This is a genomic window from Amycolatopsis antarctica, from assembly GCF_002262875.1.
GTDB lineage: Bacteria > Actinomycetota > Actinomycetes > Mycobacteriales > Pseudonocardiaceae > Amycolatopsis > Amycolatopsis antarctica.
This window is the reverse complement of sequence record NZ_NKYE01000004.1, coordinates 186,458-206,821: the sequence shown is the minus strand read 5'-3', so window position 1 is coordinate 206,821 and position 20,364 is coordinate 186,458. Positions and strand designations below refer to the sequence as shown.

Here is a 20,364-nt window from a genome sequence, read left to right as displayed (position 1 = left end):
GGGATCAGGCCCCGCGCGCGGTCCGCTCCAGCAGCGGACGGAACCGGGGCGGCACGGGGGTGGACAACGCGATCGAGGTGGACGTTCGGCGGACCTCCGGCACGCTGACCACCTCGTCGATCACCCGCTGGAGGTCGTCGTTCGAACGCGCGACCATCCGCACGAACAGGTCACCCTGCCCGGTGGTCGCGTGCACCTCGCAGACCTCGTCGATCGCCGCCAGCGCCTCGGCCACCTGGCTGCGCCTGCCCTGCGCGATCTCCAGCCAGGCGAACGCCGTCAGGCCGTACCCCATCGCCACCAGATCCAGGTCCGGCGGAAAACCGGCCAGCACTCCGCGTGCGGCGAGCCGGTCCAGCCGGGCCTGCACGGTGCCGCGCGCGACGCCCAGCCTGCGGGCGCATTCCAGCACCCCGAGCCGGGGTGAGTCGGTGAGCAGGAGCAGCAACTTCGAGTCGAGTTCGTCCAGCGGTCCGTCCGGCATCGAGCGTCTCCCAGCCGAGTAGTGCGCAGCCTGCCCAGTCTGCGCGGGGTTTCCGCGTCAGAACTGTACAGATCGCGCAGCGAAATCGACGGCTATTGCTCACCTTGCCCGGCAGGTCGCATGCTTCGACGACCGCCACACACCACGATCGAGGAGGCCGGGCCGTGACCAACACGATGGAACCGCACGCCGCGATGGACGACGTCAGCTTCGACCAGCTCCGCCAGCTCGTCGGGCTGGTCGACCACGACTCCTCGACCGACCCGTTCCCGGTCAAGGCGCTGGACGCCGTCGTGTTCATCGCCGGCAACGCCACCCAGACCGCGTGGTTCTACCAGGTCGCGTTCGGCATGCAGCAGGTCGCGTACTCCGGCCCGGAGACAGGAAACCCGGACCACAAGGCCTTCGTGCTCAAGTCCGGCTCGGCACGGTTCGTCATCACCGGCGGCGTGCGCCCCGACTCGGAACTGCTCGACCACCACCGCCGCCACGGCGACGGCGTGATCGACCTGGCGCTCGAGGTCGCCGACGTGGACAAGTGCGTCGAGCACGCCCGTTCGCAGGGTGCGACCGTGCTGGAGGAGCCGAACGACGTCACCGACTCGCACGGCACCATCCGCCGCGCGGCGATCGCGACCTACGGCGAGACCCGGCACACGCTGATCGACCGTTCCCGCTACGACGGCGTCTACCTGCCCGGCTTCGAGGCGAAGGAGGGCGCGGTCACCCGTCCCGAAGGCGCGCCGAAGCGGCTGTTCCAGGCCGTCGACCACTGCGTCGGCAACGTCGAGCTCGGCAAGATGGACTACTGGGTCGACTGGTACCACCGCGTGATGGGCTTCGTGGACATGGCGGAGTTCGTCGGCGACGACATCGCCACCGACTACTCGGCGCTGATGAGCAAGGTCGTCTCGAACGGCAACCACCGCGTCAAGTTCCCGCTGAACGAGCCCGCGATCGCGAAGAAGAAGTCGCAGATCGACGAGTACCTGGACTTCTACGGCGGCCCCGGCTGCCAGCACATCGCGCTGGCCACCAACGACATCGTGGCCACGCTGACGGCGATGCGTGCCGCGGGCGTCGAGTTCCTGTCGGTGCCGGACTCCTACTACGACGACCCGGAGCTGCGGGCCCGGATCGGCAACGTGCGCGTGCCGATCGAGACGTTGAAGGAGCACCGGATCCTGGTCGACCGGGACGAGGACGGCTACCTGCTGCAGATCTTCACCAAGCCGATCGGCGACCGTCCGACCGTGTTCTACGAGCTGATCGAACGGCACGGTTCGCTGGGCTTCGGCCTTGGCAACTTCAAGGCGCTGTTCGAGGCCATCGAGCGCGAGCAGGATCGCCGCGGCAACCTCTGACGACCGTCGCGGGGAAAGGCCGGTGGACGGGCGCCGTTCACCGGCCTTTCCGTGCCCGGAGCCGGTTTCCGTCACGGCGTCAGGTGACGTCCGCGTGAGGCGGGTACCCTGGGCACGACAACCAGCGACGACCCGGGAGAAAGCCATGCGACGGGGGCACACGGGACAGAGCCGGAGCGGCCGTTCGTCCGGCGTCGTCCCGATGGTCGCGGCGGTGGCGTCCGCCATCGCGCTGACCGGCGCCGCCTTCTACACCGTCGAGCAGGCCACCTGCGGCGATCCCGCGCAGTACATCCGGCACGACAACCACGTGGAACTGGTCGGCGGCTGCGTCGACGGCGCCGATCTCCCCGCCACCGGACCCGGTCAGGTCCGCGCGCCGGAAGCCGGCGCCGCCGAGCCGGCGAACTACCGCCCGTAGCTCAGTCGAGCGCCGTACGCAGGTCGGCGACCAGGTCCTCGCCGCTCTCGATCCCGACGGACAGCCGCACCAGGTCGGCGGGCACCTGCAGCGTGGACCCCTCCGTGCTGGCGTGCGTCATCCGGCCGGGGTGCTCGATCAGCGACTCGACGCCGCCGAGCGACTCGGCGAGGATGAACAGCGAGGTTCCGTCCGCGACGTCCAGCGCGGCCTGCTCCCCGTCGACGTGGGTGAAGGAGATCATCCCGCCGAAACGGCGCATCTGCTTGGCCGCGACCTCGTGCCCCGGATGCTCCGGCAGCCCCGGGTAGTAGACCGTGCCGACCTTGGGATGCGCACGCAGGGCCTCGACGACCCGTTCCGCGTTGTCGCAGTGCCGTTCCATCCGTACCGCCAGCGTCTTCACACCGCGCAGGGTCAGCCAGGCGTCGAAGGGGCCCGGCACCGCGCCCGCGGTGTTGCGCAGGAAGAACAGCTTCTCCCGCAGTTCGTCCGAGTTCGTGACGACCGCGCCGCCGACCACGTCGGAATGCCCGCCGAGGTACTTGGTGGTGGAGTGCAGCACGACGTCGGCACCGAGATCGAGCGGCGTCTGCAGGTACGGGGTCGCGAAGGTGTTGTCCACGATCAGCTTCGCGCCGGAGGTGTGCGCCACCTGTGCGAGTACCGCGATATCGGCGATGCCGAGCAACGGGTTCGTCGGCGTCTCACACCAGATCGCCTTCGTCTCCGGACGCACGGCCGCCCGTACGGCGTCCACATCGGACAGTCGCGCAACGTCGTAGGTGACGCCCCATTCGGTGAGCACCTTGTCGATGAGGCGGAAGGTCCCGCCGTACGCGTCGTCGCCGAGGACCAAGTGGTCGCCGGGACGCAGCATGGTGCGCAGCAGTGCGTCCGTCGCCGCCATCCCGGAGCCGAAGGCGAGCGCGTGCCGCGCCCCTTCGAGCGCGGCGAGCGCCTGTTCCAGCGCGGTGCGGTTCGGGTTGGCGGTACGTGAGTACTCGTACTCGCCCTCACGCAGCCCGCCGACGCCGTCCTGCGCGTAGGTGGAGGTCTGATAGATCGGCACGATGACGGAGCCCGTCCGCGGGTCGGGCTGCTGCCCGACGTGGATGGCGCGCGTCTCGAAGCCCAGGGAGGAGTGGTCGTCAACCATGCGGACCAGCGTACGGCCAGCCGGGTGACGGTGGCAGTGGCGTCGCGTGATGTGGACGCCGGGGCCGCCGCGGTGATCGCGGCGGCCCCGGCGCGCGTCACCAACTCTGGGGCTGCTGCGGGTATCCGGGCGGAGGCTGCAAGGGCTGCGACTGCGCGTAGCCACCTGCCTGTGGTGCCCGCGCCGCCGCGATCCAGCGGACGGTCGGCGGGACGATGGCGAGCACGAACGTCGCGATGGCGGGAACCATGAACACCAGCAGGATGGTGCCCGTCGCCCCGGCGACTGCCCCGGCCTGCGAACTGGTCAGCGAGGTGCTCGGCAGGGTGGATGCCAGCCCCCACACCAGCCCGCCGACGAAGTACACGACGGCGAACGCCGCCCCACCCATGACCAGCAGGCGTCCGGCGGGCTTGCGGGTGAACAGCAGTACCGCACCGGGCAGCAGCGTCAGCACCAGCACGATGTTCGAGATGAACGCGACGACCCCGTACACCTCATCGAAGATCACGTCGGCGTCGGCGAACTGCAGGAAGATGCCCAGCAGGTGGAACAACCCGCCGACGACGGCGAGCACCCCCGCGATGATCGCGGTGACGCCGCTCTCCCGCTGCGGCGGCATCGCGTGTGCGGGATGGTTCGGCATGGCGGGCTGACCGCCGGTTCCGGGAAATTGTGGGTAGCTCATGGTGACCCCTCGTCGTCCGTGACGCGACTCCCGTCCGGCCGGAATCGGCCGGACAGCACAGCGTAAGGCGATTCAGGGGCCGGTATCGGCGAAAGTCACCAAACCGGCATCGACGGATCGTTCACCAGTTCTGCGGCGGGTAACCGCCACCCTGCTGCCCGCCGGGCTGCTGCGCACCGCCCCACTGCTGGGGGTTCTGCTGGGGGTACTGGGCCTGCGGGTACTGCTGTCCGTGGGGGTACTGCTGCGGCTGCGGGTGCTGGGCTTGGTTCCACTGCTGCGGCGTACCGGGGTTGTGCCGGAGGTAGCGCATCGTCGGCGGGAGCACGGCAAGGATCAGCACCACCGGACCGAGCACGAGACCGGCGATCCGGACCCAGGCCTGGGGCACCTCGAAGGAGAACGTCAGCTCGAAGAAAAGACCGAACTGCCCGTCGTACAGGATCGCGGGTTCGAGCAGCACGGCCGCCACCCCCAGCAGCGAGCCGACGAGCAACAGGAACGCACCGGCGAAACCACGGAAGAAGGTGACGATCGCGCCCAGGATCAGGAACAGGCCCGCCCCGTAGTAGAGGCCGAGCATCGTGTAGCCGTTCGACTGGAGGTCGCTCAGCGAGGCGCCCTCGGGGATGTCGATCAGCCAGTAGGTCGGCAGGAAGGCGAGGACGCCGCCGAGCACGAGCCCTACCAGCCCGGCGAGGATCGCCGTCGCCCCGCTCGGCGGGCTCTGCTGCGCCTGGAACGCGTAACCGCCCTGCCCCGGTCCGGGCTGGGTCGGATAGCCGTACGGGTTGGTCACGACTCCCCTATCGCCTGACAGCACTCTGAACGGGATTCACCCTAGCGTTCCCAGGCCCGTGGAAAGGGCGTTCACGACGAAGTCGTGCGGCGAACCGGTCCAGGACGCGGCGATGCCCCCGGCCACTGTTCGGATTCAGGGCCGGGGGCATCGCCGGACTTCGCGTGTCAGGTCACCACTGCTGCGGGGGCTGCTGCCCCTGCTGCGGCTGACCGGGGTGGCCCTGGTCGCCGCCGGGCTGGCCGTAACCGCCGGGCTGGCCATAACCGCCAGGCTGGCCCTGGTCACCACCGGGCTGGCCGAACTGGCCCGGCTGACCGAACTGACCGGGCTGGCCGAAGCCGCCAGGGTCGCTGGGCGGACCCTGCTGACCGAACTGCGGCGGCTGCTGGCCGAACTGCGGCGGCGGGCCCTGCTGCGGGTAGCCGCCAGGCTGGCCGAAACCACCGGGCTGACCGAACTGCGGCGGCGGGCCCTGCTGGCCGAAGCCGCCAGGCTGGCTGGGCGGACCCTGCTGCGGGTAACCGCCAGGCTGACTGGGTGGACCCTGCTGCGGGTAACCGCCGGGCTGGCCGAAGCCACCGGGGTCGCTGGGCGGACCCTGCTGACCGAAACCGCCGGGGCCACCAAAACCTGACTGTCCGGGACCACCGGGACCACCGAAGCCCGGCTGGCCCGGTCCACCGAAGCCGCCGGGGGCACCCGGACCACCGAACCCGCCAGGCCCGCCGAAACCGGGCTGACCCGGGCCACCGAAGGCGGAACCCTTGTCGCCGAGGCCGATCATCTTGGCCGTGGCCGGGACGACGCCCAACACGCCCACGATGAGCAGCAGGAAGCCGAGAATCAGGTACAGCACCGGTGTGCCCGCACCGGGCACCTCGGTGCCGGGAGCGCTGGCTATCAGCGCCTCACCTTCGTCGGACAGGGAGGTGCCCGCCATCAACAGAATGGCGAACAGCACCACGAGGAATCCGCCGGCGGCGATGGCGATCGGCGCGATCTTTTTGAGCACGCCGGAAAGCTTGCCCGCGAGAGCGGTCAGGATGCCGCCGGCGAGGGCCGCGATCCCGCCGACCAGGATCATGATGATGTAGAACGAGAGCGTGCCGATCGAGGAGATTCCCAATTGGCCGAGGGCTTCGTCGACCTGATCGTCGCTGAGTTCCTGTGCCCCCTCGATGCCACCGGTGATGTCGGCGAAATCGATGATCCCGAACAGCACTATCACCAGGCCGATGAGCGCGGTAACGCCACCGACGACCGTGCCGATCATCTTGTTGGTGCCACCCGCGGGACCACCGGCGGGCGGCGGGCCACCGAACTGCGGCGGGCCGCCGAAGCCACCCGGCTGCGGCTGACCTGGCCCGGGTGGGGGCGCGCCGAAGCCGCCCTGTCCCTGAGACGGGTCGAAGCCGCCGGGGGGCGGTCCGCCGAAACCGCCCGGCTGCTGGCCGGGCGCACCGAAGCCCCCCTGCGGGTGCATCGCGCCGGGGTTGTCGGCCGCGCTCGGCGGCGGGGCGTACGGAATCGCGGGCGGCTGGGAGCCGGGGGGCACGAGCTGCGTGGATTCCGCGCCGGGCCCGTCCCCGCCCGCACCGCCCGTCGAGACGACCTGCGTCGCGCCGGAGTCGTCGCCCTGCTCGCCGGGCTTCGGGGGCTGGACCACCTGCGTGGGCTCCGGGGAGTCACCGAACTGGCTGCCCTGCTGACCACCCTCCTGCGGGCTCGCGGGCTGGACGACCTGGGTCGGTTCCGGGGAACCGAACGGGTCTTGCTGCGGGATTGGACCACTCGGCGGGCCCTGCGGCGGCTGCTGCTGGCCGCCACCCCAGGGCTGATTCGGTGGCTGCGGAGCACTCATGTGGGTCTTGAACCCCCTTGACGCGGACCTGTTTTGTATTCGGAAGCACACGCTATCGGATGCACGAATATGCTGCTCCGAACGCCCCGGCCGAGCGGCTCGCCGTCCCGAACCTCGGACATCGGCCGCTCCGGCACGTCCGGCCCGCTCCCGCTCCTCGCCCTACCGCCCGACACGGCATGCCCTACCGCCCGACACGGCATGCCGGGGCGCCCGACACGGCATGCCGGGTGGGGTCAGTGGCCGGCGAGGAAGGAGAGCAGGTCCTGGCGGGTCACCACACCGGCGGGCTTGCCGTCGACGAGGACGAGCGCGCCGTCGGCACCGGTCAGTGCCTTCATCGCGGAACCGACCTGCTCCCCGGCGCCGATCGTCGGCAGCGGGGCGGACATGTGGCCGGTCAGCGCGTCGGCGAGCGCGGCCTTGCCGGTGAACAGCGCGTCGAGCAGGTCCCGCTCGTTGACCGAGCCGACGACCTCCGCCGCCATGACCGGCGGTTCGGCGCTGACCACGGGCATCTGGCTGACGCCGAACTCGCGCAGCACGGACACCGCCTCGGCGACGGTCTCGCTGGGGTGGCTGTGCACCAGATCCGGGATCGGCCCGTCCTTCTTACGCAGGACGTCGCCGACGGTGGCACCGGAGGAGTCCGGCGGCAGGAAGCCGAAGGAGGACATCCACGCGTCGTTGAAGACCTTCGTCAGGTAGCCGCGGCCACCGTCGGGCAGCAGCACCACGATCACGTCGTCCGGGCCGCAGCGCTCGGCCAGGCGCAGGGCCGCGGCCACGGCCATGCCGCAGGAGCCGCCGACCAGCAGACCCTCCTCACGGGCGAGCCTGCGGGTGATGTCGAAGGAGTGCGCGTCGGAGATGGGAATGATCTCGTCGGCGACACCGCGGTCGTAGGTCTCCGGCCAGAAGTCCTCGCCGACACCCTCCACCAGATACGGCCTGCCGCTGCCACCGGAGTACACCGAACCCTCGGGGTCGGCGCCGATCACCTGGACCCGGCCCTCGCTGACGTCCTTGAGGTAGCGGCCGGTGCCGGAGATGGTGCCGCCGGTGCCGACGCCGGTGACGAAGTGGGTGATCCGGCCGTCGGTCTGCTTCCACAGTTCCGGACCGGTGGAGTGGTAGTGGCTGGCGGGGTTCTCCGGGTTGGCGTACTGGTTGGGTTTCCAGGCGCCCTCGATCTCGGTGACCAGCCGGTCGGAGACGTTGTAGTACGACTCGGGGTCCTCCGGCGCGACGGCGGTCGGGCAGACCACCACCTCGGCACCGTAGGCCTTGAGCACGTTGCGCTTGTCCTCGCTGACCTTGTCCGGGCAGACGAACACGCACTTGTAACCCTTGCGCTGGGCGACCATGGCGAGTCCGACCCCGGTGTTGCCTGAGGTGGGCTCGACGATCGTGCCGCCCGGCTTCAGTTCGCCGGACTTCTCGGCGGCCTCCACCATCCGCAGCGCGATGCGGTCCTTCACGCTGCCGCCGGGGTTCATGTACTCGACCTTCGCCAGCACGAGCGGCTCGAGCCCCTCGGCGAGGGAGTTCAGTTTCACCAGCGGCGTGCCGCCCACCAGATCCACGATGTGCTCGACGTATTCCACTCCGGCTCCCAGTGCTTACGAGTACCGGGATCTTCCGGCACTGCTGCGTTGCGACGTCCGTCCGCAGCCTAACCACCCCGCTCGCGGGGCCCGGCGCGTGACGGGTCTCGCGTTTCGGTTTGCCGCTCGTCCGGGGGGATGCAGGATGTGGTGACCAGCACCACCGCGCAGACCCAGAGGAGTGTCCGCCATGCCGGAAGCCGTGATCGTCTCGACCGCCCGCTCCCCGATCGGACGGGCGGGCAAGGGTTCCCTGGTGGGGATGCGGCCCGACGATCTCACCGTGGCGATGGTCAGGGCCGCGCTGGACAAGGTTCCGCAGCTCGATCCCGCCGACATCGACGACCTGATGCTCGGCTGCGGACTGCCCGGCGGTGAGTCCGGCTTCAACATGGGCCGCGCGGTCGCCGTCGAACTGGGCTACGACCACCTGCCCGGCTGCACGATCACCCGCTACTGCTCGTCCAGCCTGCAGACCACGCGGATGGCGCTGCACGCGATCCGCGCGGGCGAGGGCGAGGTGTTCGTCTCGGCCGGCGTGGAGACGGTGTCACGCTTCGCCAACGGCAGTTCGGATTCCTGGCCGGACACGCACAACCCGCTGTTCGCGCAGGCCGAGTCGCGTACGGCGGCGACCGCGGGGCAGGGTTCGGACTCCTGGACCGACCCGAGGGAGAACGGCCAGCTTCCCGACGTCTACATCGCGATGGGGCAGACCGCGGAGAACCTGGCGCGGCTGAAGAACATCTCGCGCGAGGAGATGGACGAGTTCGGCGTGCGCTCGCAGAACCTCGCGGAGAAGGCGATCGCCGACGGGTTCTGGGCCTCCGACATCACGCCGGTCACCCTGCCGGACGGCACGGTCGTGGACACCGACGACGGCCCGCGCGCGGGGGTCACCCTGGACGGTGTGGCCGGACTCAAGCCGGTCTTCCGCCCGGACGGCCGGATCACCGCGGGCAACTGCTGCGCGCTCAACGACGGCGCCGCCGCACTGGTGATCATGTCCGACACGAAGGCCAAGGAGCTCGGCATCACCCCGCTGGCGCGCGTGGTGTCGACCGGGGTCACCGGCCTGTCGCCGGAGATCATGGGCTACGGCCCGGTCGAGGCGTCGAAGCAGGCACTGCGGCGGGCCGGACTGTCGATCGGTGACATCGACCTGGTGGAGATCAACGAGGCGTTCGCCGCGCAGGTGATCCCCTCGTACCGGGACCTCGGCATCGACATCGACCGGCTGAACGTCAACGGCGGGGCGATCGCGGTCGGCCACCCGTTCGGCATGACGGGCGCGCGGATCTCCTCGACACTGATCAACTCCCTGCGCCACCACGACAAGCAGTTCGGCCTGGAGACGATGTGCGTCGGCGGCGGGCAGGGCATGGCGATGGTCCTGGAGCGGCTGAGCTGATCGGGGCGTGGCGGCTCGCGTACCGACGCGGGCCGCCACACCCGGCAGGGGCCGTCAGCAGGCGCTGTCGGAAGGGGCCGGGTTGCCGAGGCCGAACAGGGGCCGCAGCTTCAGGCCGATCCAGGTGCCGCCCAGCGCGACCGCACCCCACAGCCAGCCGTGCAGGCTGCCGGTGGAGATACCGCCGAGGTAGGCGCCGATGTTGCAGCCGCCCGCGAGCCGGGCGCCGACGCCCATCAGCACCCCACCGAGCACGGCGGCGAGCGCGGTCTTCCCCGGAATCGAGCGGTGGATCTTCCACGCCCCGGCGGCCGTGGCCGCGATCGCCGCGCCGATCATGATGCCGATGTTGGTCAGGCTGGTCTTGTCCGTCCAGATCGGACCCTGCAGGGACTTGGCGTTCGCCGCGCTCTGCCAGTACTCCCAGGTTTCCGGGTGCAGGCCGAACAGTTGCAGGATCTTGGCTCCCCACAGGGCGAACGCGCTCGTCACGCCCCAGGTGCCACCGGAGACGAGGAACACCGCACCGGCCAGCACCGCGAGCACCACCGCCCCGGCGAGCATCGGCCACGCGCCGCGGAGGATCCGAGCCGGACCGTGCGCGGTCGGCGCCGGGGCGACCGGCGGCGGCGTGCGACGGCGTTGCACGAAGCGGGTGGCCAGCACGATCCCGGCGAGCGCGGCGAGGGTGATCGCCCACGAACCGAACCAGCCGACGTGTTCGGCGAACACCAGTCCGGGTACCTCCGGCCAGCCGTCCAGCGCCGGGAACGCCCAGGTGTAGATCACCGACCCGGCCACGAAACCGCCCAGCGTCAGCACGATCGCCGACTGCCCGGAGCCGACGGCGAACAGTGTGCCCGAAGCGCAGGCACCACCGAGCTGCATGCCGACGGCGAACAGCAGCGCCCCGGCGAACAGTGCCAGCCCGATCGGCCCACCGGTCACCTTCGGCACGCTGCCGAACAGGCCGCTGCCGGTGCTCGCGACCAACGCGATCAATGTGGCCGTGGTGCCGAGCAGCAGGGTGTGCGCACGCAGGCCCTGACCGTTGCCGACGGCGATGAGCTGCCGCCAGGCGGAGGTGAAGCCGAACCGCGAGTGGAACAGCGCGAGCCCCAGTCCGAACCCGAGGCCCAGCAGCACGGCGAACTTCGCGCCGTGCGCGATGCCGACGTAGGCGCACAACGCGACCGCGAGCGCGGTGAACACCAGCAGCGGCCCGGTCCGGACCGGTTCCTCCGGGGCGGGTGCCGGGGTCGCGCACGAGGTGGGAAAGGCCGCGGGACGCGGTTCTCCTGCGGTGACGGCCATGGCTTCTCCGGGCTCGGCTGGACGTGGGTGTGCGGTCGACGGTAGGTCGCCGGACGGGGCGGGCAAAGGCGTCCCACGGAGTGCGACGCCACCCGCGCACCACCGTGTCCGTAGCCGTCATCGTGCCGAGTCCATACGCTGGTGTCCCATGAGGCGATTCCTGGCCGCACTGTTCACCCTCGCCGGCGCGGTGGCCGCCGTCGTGGCGACGCTCCGCCCATGGCAGGGCGAACGCACGGCGAGCGATCTGGCGCTGCGCGACCTGTTCGGTACCGGCGACGAGGTCGGCCCGGCGAACCTGTTCGGCTCGCTGGCCCTGCCACTGCTCGCCGGCGCGATCGTCGGCCTGCTCGGAATGCTGCTGCGCAAGCGTTTCCCGCTCGTGCTGGCCTTCCTCGCCTGCCTGGTACCGACCGCGCTGTGGGCGATCCGGGCCAGCGACGGCGCGTTCCACGTCCCCGGCGTGGGACTCGGCTTCGTCTGCGCCGCGGGCGCGACGGCGGCGTTCCTGCTCGCCGCGACCGGCCTGCCCGGCCGGGCCGCTCCAGCCGCGCCGGCGGAGGGCGAGACGCCCGCCGCGGGCCGCTGGTCGGCGCGCAAACCCGGCTGACGAAACGACGAGGGGTGCCCGGCGGATTCGCCGGGCACCCCTCGTCGCGTGTGTAGGTTCTGCCGGAGTCAGTCGCTCTGCAGGTACGACAGCAGGCGCAGGATCTCCAGGTACAGCCAGACCAGGGTGGTCATCAGGCCGAACGCGGCGAACCAGGCGAACTTCGACGGCATGCCGTCGCGGATCATCTGGTCGGCCATGTCGAAGTCCATCAGCAGGCAGAACGCCGCCACACCGATGACCACGACGCTGAACAGGATCGCCAGCGCACCGCCGTCACGCAGGCCCATGTTGACGCCGAACAGGCCCAGCACCAGGTTGAGCAGCATCAGGACGACGACGCCGCCCAGCGCACCCATGACCCACTTGCGCAGCTTCGGGGTGACCTTCACCGCGCCGGTCTTGTAGACGACCAGCATCACGCCGAACACGGCGCCGGTGCCGAGGATCGCCTGGAGCGCGATGCCGGGGTACAGCATCTCGAACAGGCCGGTGATCGCACCGAGGAAGACACCCTCAGCGGCCGAGTAGGCCAGCGTCAGCGGGCCGCTCGCCTTCTGCTTGAAGATGATGAACAGCGAGAGCCCGAGCCCGACGAGCATGCCGGCGATCATCACGCCGATGATCGGGCCCATGGCGTTGGCCGCGGCCTGGCCCTGCGCCCAGATCGCGGCGGCGATACCGGTGATGAGGGCGACGCCGAGGCTCATGCCGGTCTTCATCACGACGTCGTCGACCGTCATCGGACGGTCGCCGGAGGCCGCCGGGGCCTGCGGGGCACCGTGGCCCGGCACGCCGCCCTGCGGCTGGTTGAAGCCGAGGTTCGGCCCGTACTGACCGTGCGCCGCCGCATTGCCCTGCGGCAGATTGCGGAACGCGGGGTTGCTTGTGGAACGCACCTGATCCTCCTGGATCTACTGGCACCTGCTCGTTCTGGCACCTGCACTGGGTCTAACGACCGCACTGTCCGGCCGGTTCCCGTCGGGTAAAGCCGACTTTACCCACACCCTCCCACAGGGGGTGCGGACGCCGGGGAAACGCGATTTTACGTACGAATGGACCCTTCGGTGCCGCCGTCATACCTGTGGGCTATTGCCAGGGCCGGACCGCGCGAGCGAATATCACGAGGCGTGTCCGATCGGTCACCGCAGGCATCCTCCGGGGGACTGCGCGACGCGACGGCAGGGGACCCCCGATCAGGGCACCTCGGACGTCTCACCAGCAACGGGACGGGCGCGGCAGCAGCGGTACCGGCGCCGGTGGGAGACCGGCCCGGGGCGTGCCTGGCGCGCCGGAGCAAGAGCGCGGGACACCGAGCCGCGACACAGGGGGGGCCGTCCTCGCCGCACACCGGGATCCACCCGGCACAGGGCGGCGGCCGGCCCGCGGCACGGGACTCGACAGTACCGATTCACCAGGACTACGGAGGGGCAGCGAATCATGTGGCGGACAACGGGGCGATCGAGACGCCCGAACCGCGCCCGGCGCGGGCTGGCCGGGGCGCTCGGCGCCTTCCTGCTCGGCAGCGCCACCCTGGTGGCCACGGCACCGGCGGCGCTGGCCGAGGTCGAGGAGGCCATCGGGCACGAGACGAGCCCGGCCCAGCCGTATGCGGGCGCCCAGGGCGAGAGCGACTGGCTCGGGTCGTACACGGTGAACGGCAAGCAGGTGTTCTGCGTGCAGTTCCAGTTCAAGGCCCCGGACACCGAGGAGCCGTACGAACCGGGTGACGAACTGCTCACCAAGTGGGGCACCGCGCTGCCGGAGGACATCGCCGGGAACATCTCCTACCTGCTGCTCCGGCACGGCGACACGGACAACCCGGACGAGGCCGCCGCGCTGGCCCACCTGCTGCATTCCTGGACCTCGGCACCCCGCGGTCCCGCCGACCTCGACCCCGCGCTTGGCTTCGACAAGATCGCCTACGACGCGCCGTACCACCTGGAGAAGCTGCCCGAGGGCGCGAGAACGGCGGTGGAGACGCTGTCCGCGGACGCCGAGGCGAACCGCGGTCCCTGGTCGGCGACCGTCTCCGCGCCGGAGGGCGAACAGGTCATCGGCACCCCGGCCGAGTGGACCGTGTCGGTGACCAACGCGAAGGACAGCGGCGTCCCGGAGGTCCCGGTGACCCTGACCCTCACCGACGCCACGGCGGGCGGCGAGGAGACCGTCACGGTGGAGACCGACGAGGAGGGCAAGGCCGTCGTCGAGGTCACGCCCACCGGGGCTGCGCCGAAGGTCGCGGGTGCGATGAAGGCTCCCGCAGCCCGGCCGTACGTGCAGGTTCCGGTGGACACGAACACACAGCGGGTGGTCTCCACCGGCGGCGAACAGGACCTCGCGGCAGAAGCCGCCACCACCGCCCGCACCAAACCCGGCGCGGTCCGGGTGGCCAAGGTCGACACCAGGAGCGGCAAGGGCATCGCCGGGGTGGCGCTGCGCGTCACCGCCGCCGACCGGACCGCGCCCGCCACCGGTCAGGACGACCAGGCGCTGGTCGGAGCGGACGGCAAGCCCGTCGTCGTCACCACCGAGGGCGAGGATGGCGCCGTGTCGGTACCGGACCTGAAGGCACCGCAGGAGATCTGCGTCGTGGAGGTGAGCCCGCCGTCCGGCTACGACGACGGCTTCGATCCGGCGAACCCGCCGTCCGCCTGCGGCGAGGTGGTGCCCGGCGAGACGCTGGAACTGCGGATCGCCAACGCGCCCAACGAGGTCCCGCACACGATCCCGGCGGGCGCGGAGCCGGTCACGCTGGCCGGCGGTGCGACCACCACCGGCCCCTCCGGCGGCGCGCTGGCCGCGATGATCGGGCTCGCCGCGCTCGCGTCGTTGCTGGTCGGCCTGATCGCCCGCCGCCGGTTCGCCGGTCGCTGACCGATGCGTGCCGAAGCCCCGGCCCCGCGCCGCAGGACGGTCGCGCCCTACCTGATTGGCGCGGCCGCCCTGCTGGCCGCCGAACTCGTGGTGGCCGGGACCCTGCTGCTGCCGGACGGCACCATCGCCGGCCGTGCCCTCGCCGCTCCGGTGCCGCCGGCGGCGGCCGCGCCCGTCCTCGCCCCGCCCGAACCGGTGCAGCCGCCCGCCGAGCCGCCACCGCCTCCCACGGCACCCGCGCCGGAGCCGCAGGCGCCCGCCCCCGTCGCGGCCGAACCGCCGGCACCGGAGCCACCGCTACACGGCCAGCGTCCCGGCACGATCCGGCTGCCGGACGGGGGCACCGCGACGCTGGTGCGCCAGGAGGTCGTCGGACCGGAGGCGCTGCTGCCCGTCCCGGACGATCTGGGCGAGGCGACCTGGTGGGGTGCCGGGCTGGACGCGCCCGGCGGTGCCAGCCTGTTCGCCGGGCACGTGAACTGGCAGGGCCGCGCAGGGCCGTTCGCGGAACTGTGGAACGCCAGGGTCGGCGAACGCGTGACCGTGAAGGACACCGACGGCACCGAGTGGAACTACGACATCGCCCAGGTCTTCACCCTGCACAAGGACGAGTTGCCGCAACGGGCCGGCGAGCTGTTCGGCCAGGACGGTACCCACCGCGTGGTCCTGGTGACCTGCGGAGGCCGCTGGCTCGGCGGCTCGACCGGCTACGCGGAGAACCGCGTCGTCGTCGCCGAGCCCGTCTGAGGCGGCCGACCGGCGGTAGGACCTCGGTCACCCCGCGTGCCGGCTGGCCCGGCGACCCGCGCGAAAGCGCCCGGGTCGGGCACAATCTGCTCGGGCAGGGAAAACGGGCACGGTCGGCCACGACCACGCCCGGCGGAACAGCGGTGGAGGGGCGAGTCATGGCCACGTATCTCGTAACAGGCGCGACCGGACTGATCGGCAGGCACTTCAGCACGCTGCTGCTGGGGCGGGCCGACACGGAGACCGTGCACCTGCTCGTCCGCGACGCCTCGCGGGAACGCCTCGCCGACCTGGTCGCCACCTGGCCGCACCCGGAGCGGGTCCGGCTGGTCAGCGGCGACCTCGGTGAACCGCTGCTCGGCCTCGGCGACACCGACCGCGAGGAGCTGCGCGGCGCGGTCGACCACGTCGTGCACCTGGCCGCCCTCTACGACCTCACCGCCGACGACGACGCCAGCATCAAGGCCAACGTCGAGGGCACCCGCCAGGTCATCGAACTGGCCGCAGACCTGCGCGCGGGCTGCCTGCACCACGTCTCCTCGGTCGCCGTGGCCGGCGATCACGAGGGCATGTTCACCGAGGAGATGTTCGACGTCGGGCAGCGCCTGGTCACGCCGTACCATCGGACGAAGTTCGAGGCCGAGCGCCTGGTCCGCGAGCAGAACGGTGTGCCATGGCGCGTCTACCGGCCCGCGGTGGTGGTCGGCCACTCGGTCTCCGGCGAGATGGACAAGATCGACGGGCCGTACTACCTGTTCAACGCCATCAACCGGCTCACCTCGCTGCCCAACCTCCCGCTGGCGGGCCCGGACATCGGCGACACCAACATCGTCCCTGTCGACTACGTGGCCCGTGCGCTGCTGGAACTGGCCACCACCGAGGGTCTGGACGGACGCGCCTTCCACCTGGTCAACCCGGAACCACAGCCGGTCACCGCCGTCTACAACGCGCTGGCCACCGCGGCCGGGGCGCCGACGATCACCGCCGAGCTGCCGGACCCGCTGTCGAAGGGCCTCGTCTCGCTGGTCAGGCTGAGCGAGCACCTGCCGGGGGTGACCATCGCCCGCGACGCGGTGCTGGAGCGTCTCGGTATCCCACCGGTGCTGCTGGAGACTCTGACCCTGCCCTCGGTGTTCTCCTCGGCCGCCACCCGCAAGGCGCTGGCCGGGTCCGGCGTGGACGTACCGCGGCTGGAGGACTACGCCCCGGCGCTGTGGCGCTACTGGCGGGAGCATCTGGACCCGTTCCGGGCCCGCAAGCACGGGCCGCGCGGTGAGCTGGACGGCCGCCGTGTGGTGATCACCGGCGCCTCCTCCGGCATCGGCCGGGCCACGGCGCTGAAGGTCGCGGCGGCGGGCGGCGTCCCGCTGCTGGTCGCGCGCAGGCAGCACGAGCTGGAGGAGGTCCGCGACGAGATCCTGGCGGCCGGCGGGCACGCCTCGGTCTACCCGGCGGATCTGACCGACGAGGAGTCGGTGCACAAGGCAGTGGACGCGATGCTCGCCGAGCACGGCCGCGTCGACATGCTGGTGAACAACGCCGGACGCTCGATCAGGCGGTCGATCCGGCTGTCCTACGACCGCTTCCACGACTACGAGCGCGCCATGGCGATCAACTACTTCGGCGCGGTTCGGCTCATCCTGGCGCTGCTGCCGCACATGTCGGAACGGAAGTTCGGGCACGTGGTGAACGTGTCCTCGATCGGCGTGCAGGGCATCGCGCCGCGGTTCTCCGCCTACGCGGCGTCCAAGGCGGCCCTCGACTACTTCTCCAAGATCGCCGCCACCGAGACCCACGGCGACGGGATCACCTTCACCACCATCCACATGCCGCTGGTGCGCACCCCGATGATCCGGCCGACGAAGATCTACGACGCGTTCCCGACGAAGTCGCCGGACCAGGCCGCGGACATGGTGGTCACCGCCTTGCGGGAGCGGCCGAAGCACGTGGGCACGCCCACCGGTTACCTGATCCAGGCCGCCTACACCCTGGCCCCGGGCGTGGTGGATGCAGTGGCGTACCAGGGTTTCCGCGTGTTCCCGGACTCGGCGGCAGCGGGTGGCGCGGGCGGGTTGAAGATCGGCAGGGGTGATCGTCACCTGTCCAGGGCGGCGGTGGCGCTGGCGAAGCTGACCCGCGGGTTCCACTGGTGAGAATGCCGGTGCGGAACTGCTGAGAACGGCGGGGCGCACTGCGCCATCCGCGTGACCCGGGACGAGGATCGGCCAGGTGGGACCGAAAACACGGGTTGTTGAACCGTGGTGGCCGTGGAGAACACAGTGGACACAGGTACCGTCGGGCACATGGCGTCGGAGCAAGGCAACGGTTTCACCCCACTGCGTCGGGAATTCGACCAGGTGTGGCACGGGTTCGATCGCAACCAGGTGCGGCAGCAGATCGAGCGGGCGGAGTCGCATCTGCGGCGGCTGGCCGCTGATCGCGATGCCGCAATGGCCCAGGCGAGCACGCTGTCCCGGGAACTGGAGAACGCCCGCCGGGAGATGGGCAAGCTCCGCGCCCGGATCGAGGAGCTGAAACAGCCCCCGGAGCGGCTCGAGGACCTGGACGAGCGCATGCAGCGCACCGCTCACCTGGCACACGCGCGCGCCGAGGAGATCACCACCCGCGCCCAGGTCGCCGCCGAGAAGCACTGGAGCGCGACCACGGACGTGTCCGCCGCGCTGCGCGAGCGGTACCAGAAGTTGCTCACCGACCTCGACTCCCAGTCCGAGGCGCTGCGGGCCGAGCACGACAAGGCGCTGGAGGCGACCAGGGCCGAGGTGCAGCGACTGACCGTCGACGCGGCCCGCAGGCGCGAGCATCTCGATGGGCAGGCCGAGCGCAAGCGCCGGTCGATCGAGCAGGAGTTCGACGCGAACATGGCCTCGCAGCGCAGCGCGCTGGAGAAGCACGTCGTCGACCAGCGGACGGCCAGCAAGAACCAGGCCGAGCGTCGGCTGGCGGAGGCGAACGCCGAGGCCAAGCGCACCCTGGACGAGTCGGCCGCCCAGGCGAAGCGCACTCTCGACGAGTCCGCCGCCGAGGCCAAGCGCAGGCTCGACGAGGCGACAGCCGAGGCGGACAAGCGCACCGGGGTGGCGAAGCGCGAGGTGGAGCGGCTCGACGAGATCGGCGTCCAGGTGCGCGCCCGGTTGCGCGCCGCCGACGAGGCGCTGGTCAGCCACGAGGAGGCGCTCGCACCGCTGCCCGCGGAGAGCGCGAAGGCCGAGCAGGTCGCCGAGAGCGTCCCGGCCACGCAGGACGGTGGCAAGAAGGGCACCGGGCGGAGCGGCAAGAACGGCGCCGCGAAGAACGGTTCGCCTGGCCGTGGACCCTCCGGCAAGGCCTCCGACGGTGACGCGGGCTCCGGTTCGGACGCGGGCTCGGGGTCTGGCTCGGGCTCGGAGGCGTCCGGCGCGACCGTCAGCGAATCGGCAGCCGAGGAGCGCGGCGAGGACGACGCCCCCGCCGAATCGAGCAGCGAGCGAACGAAGTCCCTCGAAGCCGCCAAACGCTGACACCGCCAGCCCGGAACGCCCAACACGGGGTGCCCAGGCGCGACACGGGATGGGGTGGTCAGCCGGTGGGGGTGCGGGGCCAGGGGGCCAGGCCCTCGAGCTGGGCGGCGAGACCGAGCAGGCGCGCTTCGCCGCCGGGGGCGGCGACGAGCTGCACCCCGACCGGCAGGCCGCTGGGGTGCCTGCCCGCGGGCACCGACATCGCCGGGTAACCGGCGAGGTTCCACAGGCCGGCGAACCCCGCGACGCGGACCGCACGCACGGCGTTCGACGGCCACGAGCGCTCGTTCCACGGCCCGGCCTTCGGCGGCAGCGTGGCCAGGGCCGGCGTGATCAGTACGTCGTGCTCGGCGAAGAACTCGGCGGCGACGGCCTGCCAGCGCTCGGCGGTCTCGTCCCGGACCACGCCCGCCCGGCGCAGCGCACCGCCGACGCGCAGGTGCGCACGGGTGCGCCGTTGCAGCAACGCCCGGTCGTAGTGCTCGGCCTGCTCGTGCGGCCCGGCGAACCAGCGGGTCAGGATGCCGAGGACGGGGGCGACGCCGTAGCGCGGGGTGGCCCGTTCGACGTGGTGCCCGGCTCCGCCGAGCAGTTCGCCCACCCGTTCGGCGGCGGCGCGCAACGGCGCGGGGACGGGCGCATGCGTGAGCGGCACCTGGGTGGACACGGCCAGTCGCAACGGGCCGGGCTCGCGTACCCGGCCGAGTTCGGGCCTGTCCGCGAGCACACCGAGCAGCAGCGCCGCGTCCTCGACGGTGGTGGCCATGGAGCCGTGCGTCGACATGCCGAACCAGCCCGGCGAGCCCGTCTCGGGAATGACGCCACGCCCGGGTTTGACGCCGACGAGACCGCACATCGCGGCGGGCAGCCGGACCGAGCCCAGTCCGTCGGTGCCGTGCGCGACGGGCACCAGGCCGCCCGCGACGGCGGCGGCACTGCCGCCGGACGATCCGCCCGCCGCGTACGAGGGCTCCCACGGGTTCCGGGCGACCCCGTACGGGCTGTCGCTCATCGGCCAGACGCACAGCTCGGGGACGCGGGTGATGCCGACGACGACCGCCCCGGCGGCGCGCAGCCGGGCGGGTACGTCGCCGTCGGCGGTGGCCGGCGCACGTGAGGTCGCCCGCGAGCCCCAGCTCGCGTACTCGCCCTCGATCGCGGTGACGTCCTTGACGGCGACGGGCACGCCGGCGAGCGGGAGGTCCGCCAGATCGGGCCGCCGGACGAGGGCGCGCGCTTCGGCGACGGCCTCCTCGGCACGTACATGCCGGAACGATCCGAGGATGCCGTCGGCCGCGGCGATCCGGTCCAGCGCCCGTTCGGTCACGCTCACCGGGTCGAGTTCGCCGCCGCGTACCGCGGTCGCCGTCCGGGCTGCCGTCTCCGTCATGCCCGGACTCTAACCCGGCGGAACGGGCCACCGGCGTGCCAGCATGGACCCCCGGACGCGGTACACCGGTGAGCCCGCGAGCGCGGTGCTCCCCGGGTGCGGCGTCCCGCG

17 protein-coding genes are annotated in these 20,364 nt (G+C 71.6%); 8 read left to right on the top strand and 9 right to left on the bottom strand.

Annotated elements, in window-relative coordinates; all coding sequences use genetic code 11:
* Positions 1–4: 4 nt before the first annotated feature.
* Positions 5–484: an Lrp/AsnC family transcriptional regulator gene (locus tag CFN78_RS08780; protein ID WP_094862130.1), complete on the bottom strand. Its 480-nt coding sequence runs from the start codon at positions 482–484 to the stop codon at positions 5–7.
* Positions 485–660: 176 nt separating this feature from the next.
* Here CFN78_RS08780 and hppD point away from each other — a divergent pair, with 176 nt between their 5' ends.
* The gene (hppD, locus tag CFN78_RS08775; RefSeq protein WP_205660476.1) at positions 661–1,848 is read left to right on the top strand and encodes a 4-hydroxyphenylpyruvate dioxygenase; all 1,188 of its coding nucleotides are present in this window, start codon (positions 661–663) and stop codon (positions 1,846–1,848) included.
* 145 nt (positions 1,849–1,993) lie between these two features.
* Positions 1,994–2,269: a hypothetical protein gene (locus tag CFN78_RS08770; protein ID WP_094862128.1), complete on the top strand. Its 276-nt coding sequence runs from the start codon at positions 1,994–1,996 to the stop codon at positions 2,267–2,269.
* 1 nt (position 2,270) lies between these two features.
* Here the strand turns inward: CFN78_RS08770 and CFN78_RS08765 are convergent, their stop codons facing one another.
* From CFN78_RS08765 to CFN78_RS08745, 5 genes are all read right to left on the bottom strand, one after another.
* Positions 2,271–3,428: a cystathionine gamma-synthase gene (locus CFN78_RS08765; RefSeq protein ID WP_094862127.1), complete on the bottom strand. Its 1,158-nt coding sequence runs from the start codon at positions 3,426–3,428 to the stop codon at positions 2,271–2,273.
* 97 nt (positions 3,429–3,525) lie between these two features.
* Positions 3,526–4,116: a hypothetical protein gene (locus tag CFN78_RS08760; protein ID WP_133116308.1), complete on the bottom strand. Its 591-nt coding sequence runs from the start codon at positions 4,114–4,116 to the stop codon at positions 3,526–3,528.
* Between the two features lie 121 nt (positions 4,117–4,237).
* A complete protein-coding gene (locus tag CFN78_RS29495) occupies positions 4,238–4,915 on the bottom strand; it encodes a hypothetical protein (protein ID WP_205660468.1) in 678 nt (225 codons plus the stop codon).
* Between the two features lie 172 nt (positions 4,916–5,087).
* On the bottom strand, positions 5,088–6,779 hold the full coding sequence (locus CFN78_RS08750) for a DUF4064 domain-containing protein (RefSeq protein ID WP_094862125.1): 1,692 nt from the start codon (positions 6,777–6,779) through the stop codon (positions 5,088–5,090).
* A gap of 236 nt (positions 6,780–7,015) precedes the next feature.
* Positions 7,016–8,386 carry a cystathionine beta-synthase gene (locus CFN78_RS08745; protein ID WP_094862124.1) on the bottom strand — a complete coding sequence of 457 codons (1,371 nt, stop codon included), beginning with the start codon at positions 8,384–8,386 and terminating at the stop codon, positions 7,016–7,018.
* A gap of 190 nt (positions 8,387–8,576) precedes the next feature.
* Between CFN78_RS08745 and CFN78_RS08740 the strand changes: the two genes are divergently transcribed.
* Positions 8,577–9,797 carry an acetyl-CoA C-acetyltransferase gene (locus CFN78_RS08740; protein WP_094862309.1) on the top strand — a complete coding sequence of 407 codons (1,221 nt, stop codon included), beginning with the start codon at positions 8,577–8,579 and terminating at the stop codon, positions 9,795–9,797.
* A gap of 54 nt (positions 9,798–9,851) precedes the next feature.
* On the opposite strand, the gene CFN78_RS08735 is transcribed toward CFN78_RS08740, so the two are convergent.
* The gene (locus CFN78_RS08735; protein ID WP_094862123.1) at positions 9,852–11,111 is read right to left on the bottom strand and encodes a YeeE/YedE family protein; all 1,260 of its coding nucleotides are present in this window, start codon (positions 11,109–11,111) and stop codon (positions 9,852–9,854) included.
* A 148-nt stretch (positions 11,112–11,259) separates the two neighbouring features.
* Between CFN78_RS08735 and CFN78_RS08730 the strand changes: the two genes are divergently transcribed.
* Positions 11,260–11,721 carry a hypothetical protein gene (locus CFN78_RS08730; protein WP_094862122.1) on the top strand — a complete coding sequence of 154 codons (462 nt, stop codon included), beginning with the start codon at positions 11,260–11,262 and terminating at the stop codon, positions 11,719–11,721.
* Positions 11,722–11,789: 68 nt separating this feature from the next.
* Here CFN78_RS08730 and CFN78_RS08725 read toward each other — a convergent pair whose 3' ends face one another.
* Positions 11,790–12,620: a Bax inhibitor-1/YccA family protein gene (locus CFN78_RS08725; protein WP_094862121.1), complete on the bottom strand. Its 831-nt coding sequence runs from the start codon at positions 12,618–12,620 to the stop codon at positions 11,790–11,792.
* Between the two features lie 541 nt (positions 12,621–13,161).
* On the opposite strand from CFN78_RS08725, the gene CFN78_RS08720 reads away from it, so the two are divergent.
* The 4 genes from CFN78_RS08720 to CFN78_RS08705 all read left to right on the top strand — a co-directional run bounded on the left by CFN78_RS08720 (position 13,162) and on the right by CFN78_RS08705 (position 18,863).
* The gene (locus tag CFN78_RS08720; RefSeq protein WP_240519345.1) at positions 13,162–14,598 is read left to right on the top strand and encodes a collagen binding domain-containing protein; all 1,437 of its coding nucleotides are present in this window, start codon (positions 13,162–13,164) and stop codon (positions 14,596–14,598) included.
* A gap of 3 nt (positions 14,599–14,601) precedes the next feature.
* On the top strand, positions 14,602–15,345 hold the full coding sequence (locus CFN78_RS08715) for a class F sortase (RefSeq protein ID WP_094862120.1): 744 nt from the start codon (positions 14,602–14,604) through the stop codon (positions 15,343–15,345).
* A 158-nt stretch (positions 15,346–15,503) separates the two neighbouring features.
* Entirely contained in the window at positions 15,504–17,498 is a 1,995-nt protein-coding gene (locus CFN78_RS08710) for an SDR family oxidoreductase (RefSeq protein ID WP_094862119.1), read from the top strand.
* A 150-nt stretch (positions 17,499–17,648) separates the two neighbouring features.
* The gene (locus CFN78_RS08705; RefSeq protein WP_205660467.1) at positions 17,649–18,863 is read left to right on the top strand and encodes a coiled-coil domain-containing protein; all 1,215 of its coding nucleotides are present in this window, start codon (positions 17,649–17,651) and stop codon (positions 18,861–18,863) included.
* A 58-nt stretch (positions 18,864–18,921) separates the two neighbouring features.
* Here CFN78_RS08705 and CFN78_RS08700 read toward each other — a convergent pair whose 3' ends face one another.
* Positions 18,922–20,253 (bottom strand): amidase, encoded by a 1,332-nt coding sequence (locus tag CFN78_RS08700; RefSeq protein ID WP_094862118.1) that lies wholly within the window; start codon positions 20,251–20,253, stop codon positions 18,922–18,924.
* Between the last annotated feature and the right edge of the window lie 111 nt (positions 20,254–20,364).

Excerpts from the sequence above, each read along its gene's own strand:
- CFN78_RS08780 (WP_094862130.1), bottom strand. The coding sequence starts at position 484 with ATGCCGGACGGACCGCTGGACGAACTCGACTCGAAGTTGCTGCTCCTG.
- hppD (WP_205660476.1), top strand. The coding sequence starts at position 661 with ATGGAACCGCACGCCGCGATGGACGACGTCAGCTTCGACCAGCTCCGC.
- CFN78_RS08770 (WP_094862128.1), top strand. The coding sequence starts at position 1,994 with ATGCGACGGGGGCACACGGGACAGAGCCGGAGCGGCCGTTCGTCCGGC.
- CFN78_RS08765 (WP_094862127.1), bottom strand. The coding sequence starts at position 3,428 with ATGGTTGACGACCACTCCTCCCTGGGCTTCGAGACGCGCGCCATCCAC.
- CFN78_RS08760 (WP_133116308.1), bottom strand. The coding sequence starts at position 4,116 with ATGAGCTACCCACAATTTCCCGGAACCGGCGGTCAGCCCGCCATGCCG.
- CFN78_RS08750 (WP_094862125.1), bottom strand. The coding sequence starts at position 6,779 with ATGAGTGCTCCGCAGCCACCGAATCAGCCCTGGGGTGGCGGCCAGCAG.
- CFN78_RS08740 (WP_094862309.1), top strand. The coding sequence starts at position 8,577 with ATGCCGGAAGCCGTGATCGTCTCGACCGCCCGCTCCCCGATCGGACGG.
- CFN78_RS08735 (WP_094862123.1), bottom strand. The coding sequence starts at position 11,111 with ATGGCCGTCACCGCAGGAGAACCGCGTCCCGCGGCCTTTCCCACCTCG.
- CFN78_RS08730 (WP_094862122.1), top strand. The coding sequence starts at position 11,260 with ATGAGGCGATTCCTGGCCGCACTGTTCACCCTCGCCGGCGCGGTGGCC.
- CFN78_RS08720 (WP_240519345.1), top strand. The coding sequence starts at position 13,162 with ATGTGGCGGACAACGGGGCGATCGAGACGCCCGAACCGCGCCCGGCGC.
- CFN78_RS08715 (WP_094862120.1), top strand. The coding sequence starts at position 14,602 with ATGCGTGCCGAAGCCCCGGCCCCGCGCCGCAGGACGGTCGCGCCCTAC.
- CFN78_RS08710 (WP_094862119.1), top strand. The coding sequence starts at position 15,504 with ATGGCCACGTATCTCGTAACAGGCGCGACCGGACTGATCGGCAGGCAC.
- CFN78_RS08705 (WP_205660467.1), top strand. The coding sequence starts at position 17,649 with ATGGCGTCGGAGCAAGGCAACGGTTTCACCCCACTGCGTCGGGAATTC.
- CFN78_RS08700 (WP_094862118.1), bottom strand. The coding sequence starts at position 20,253 with ATGACGGAGACGGCAGCCCGGACGGCGACCGCGGTACGCGGCGGCGAA.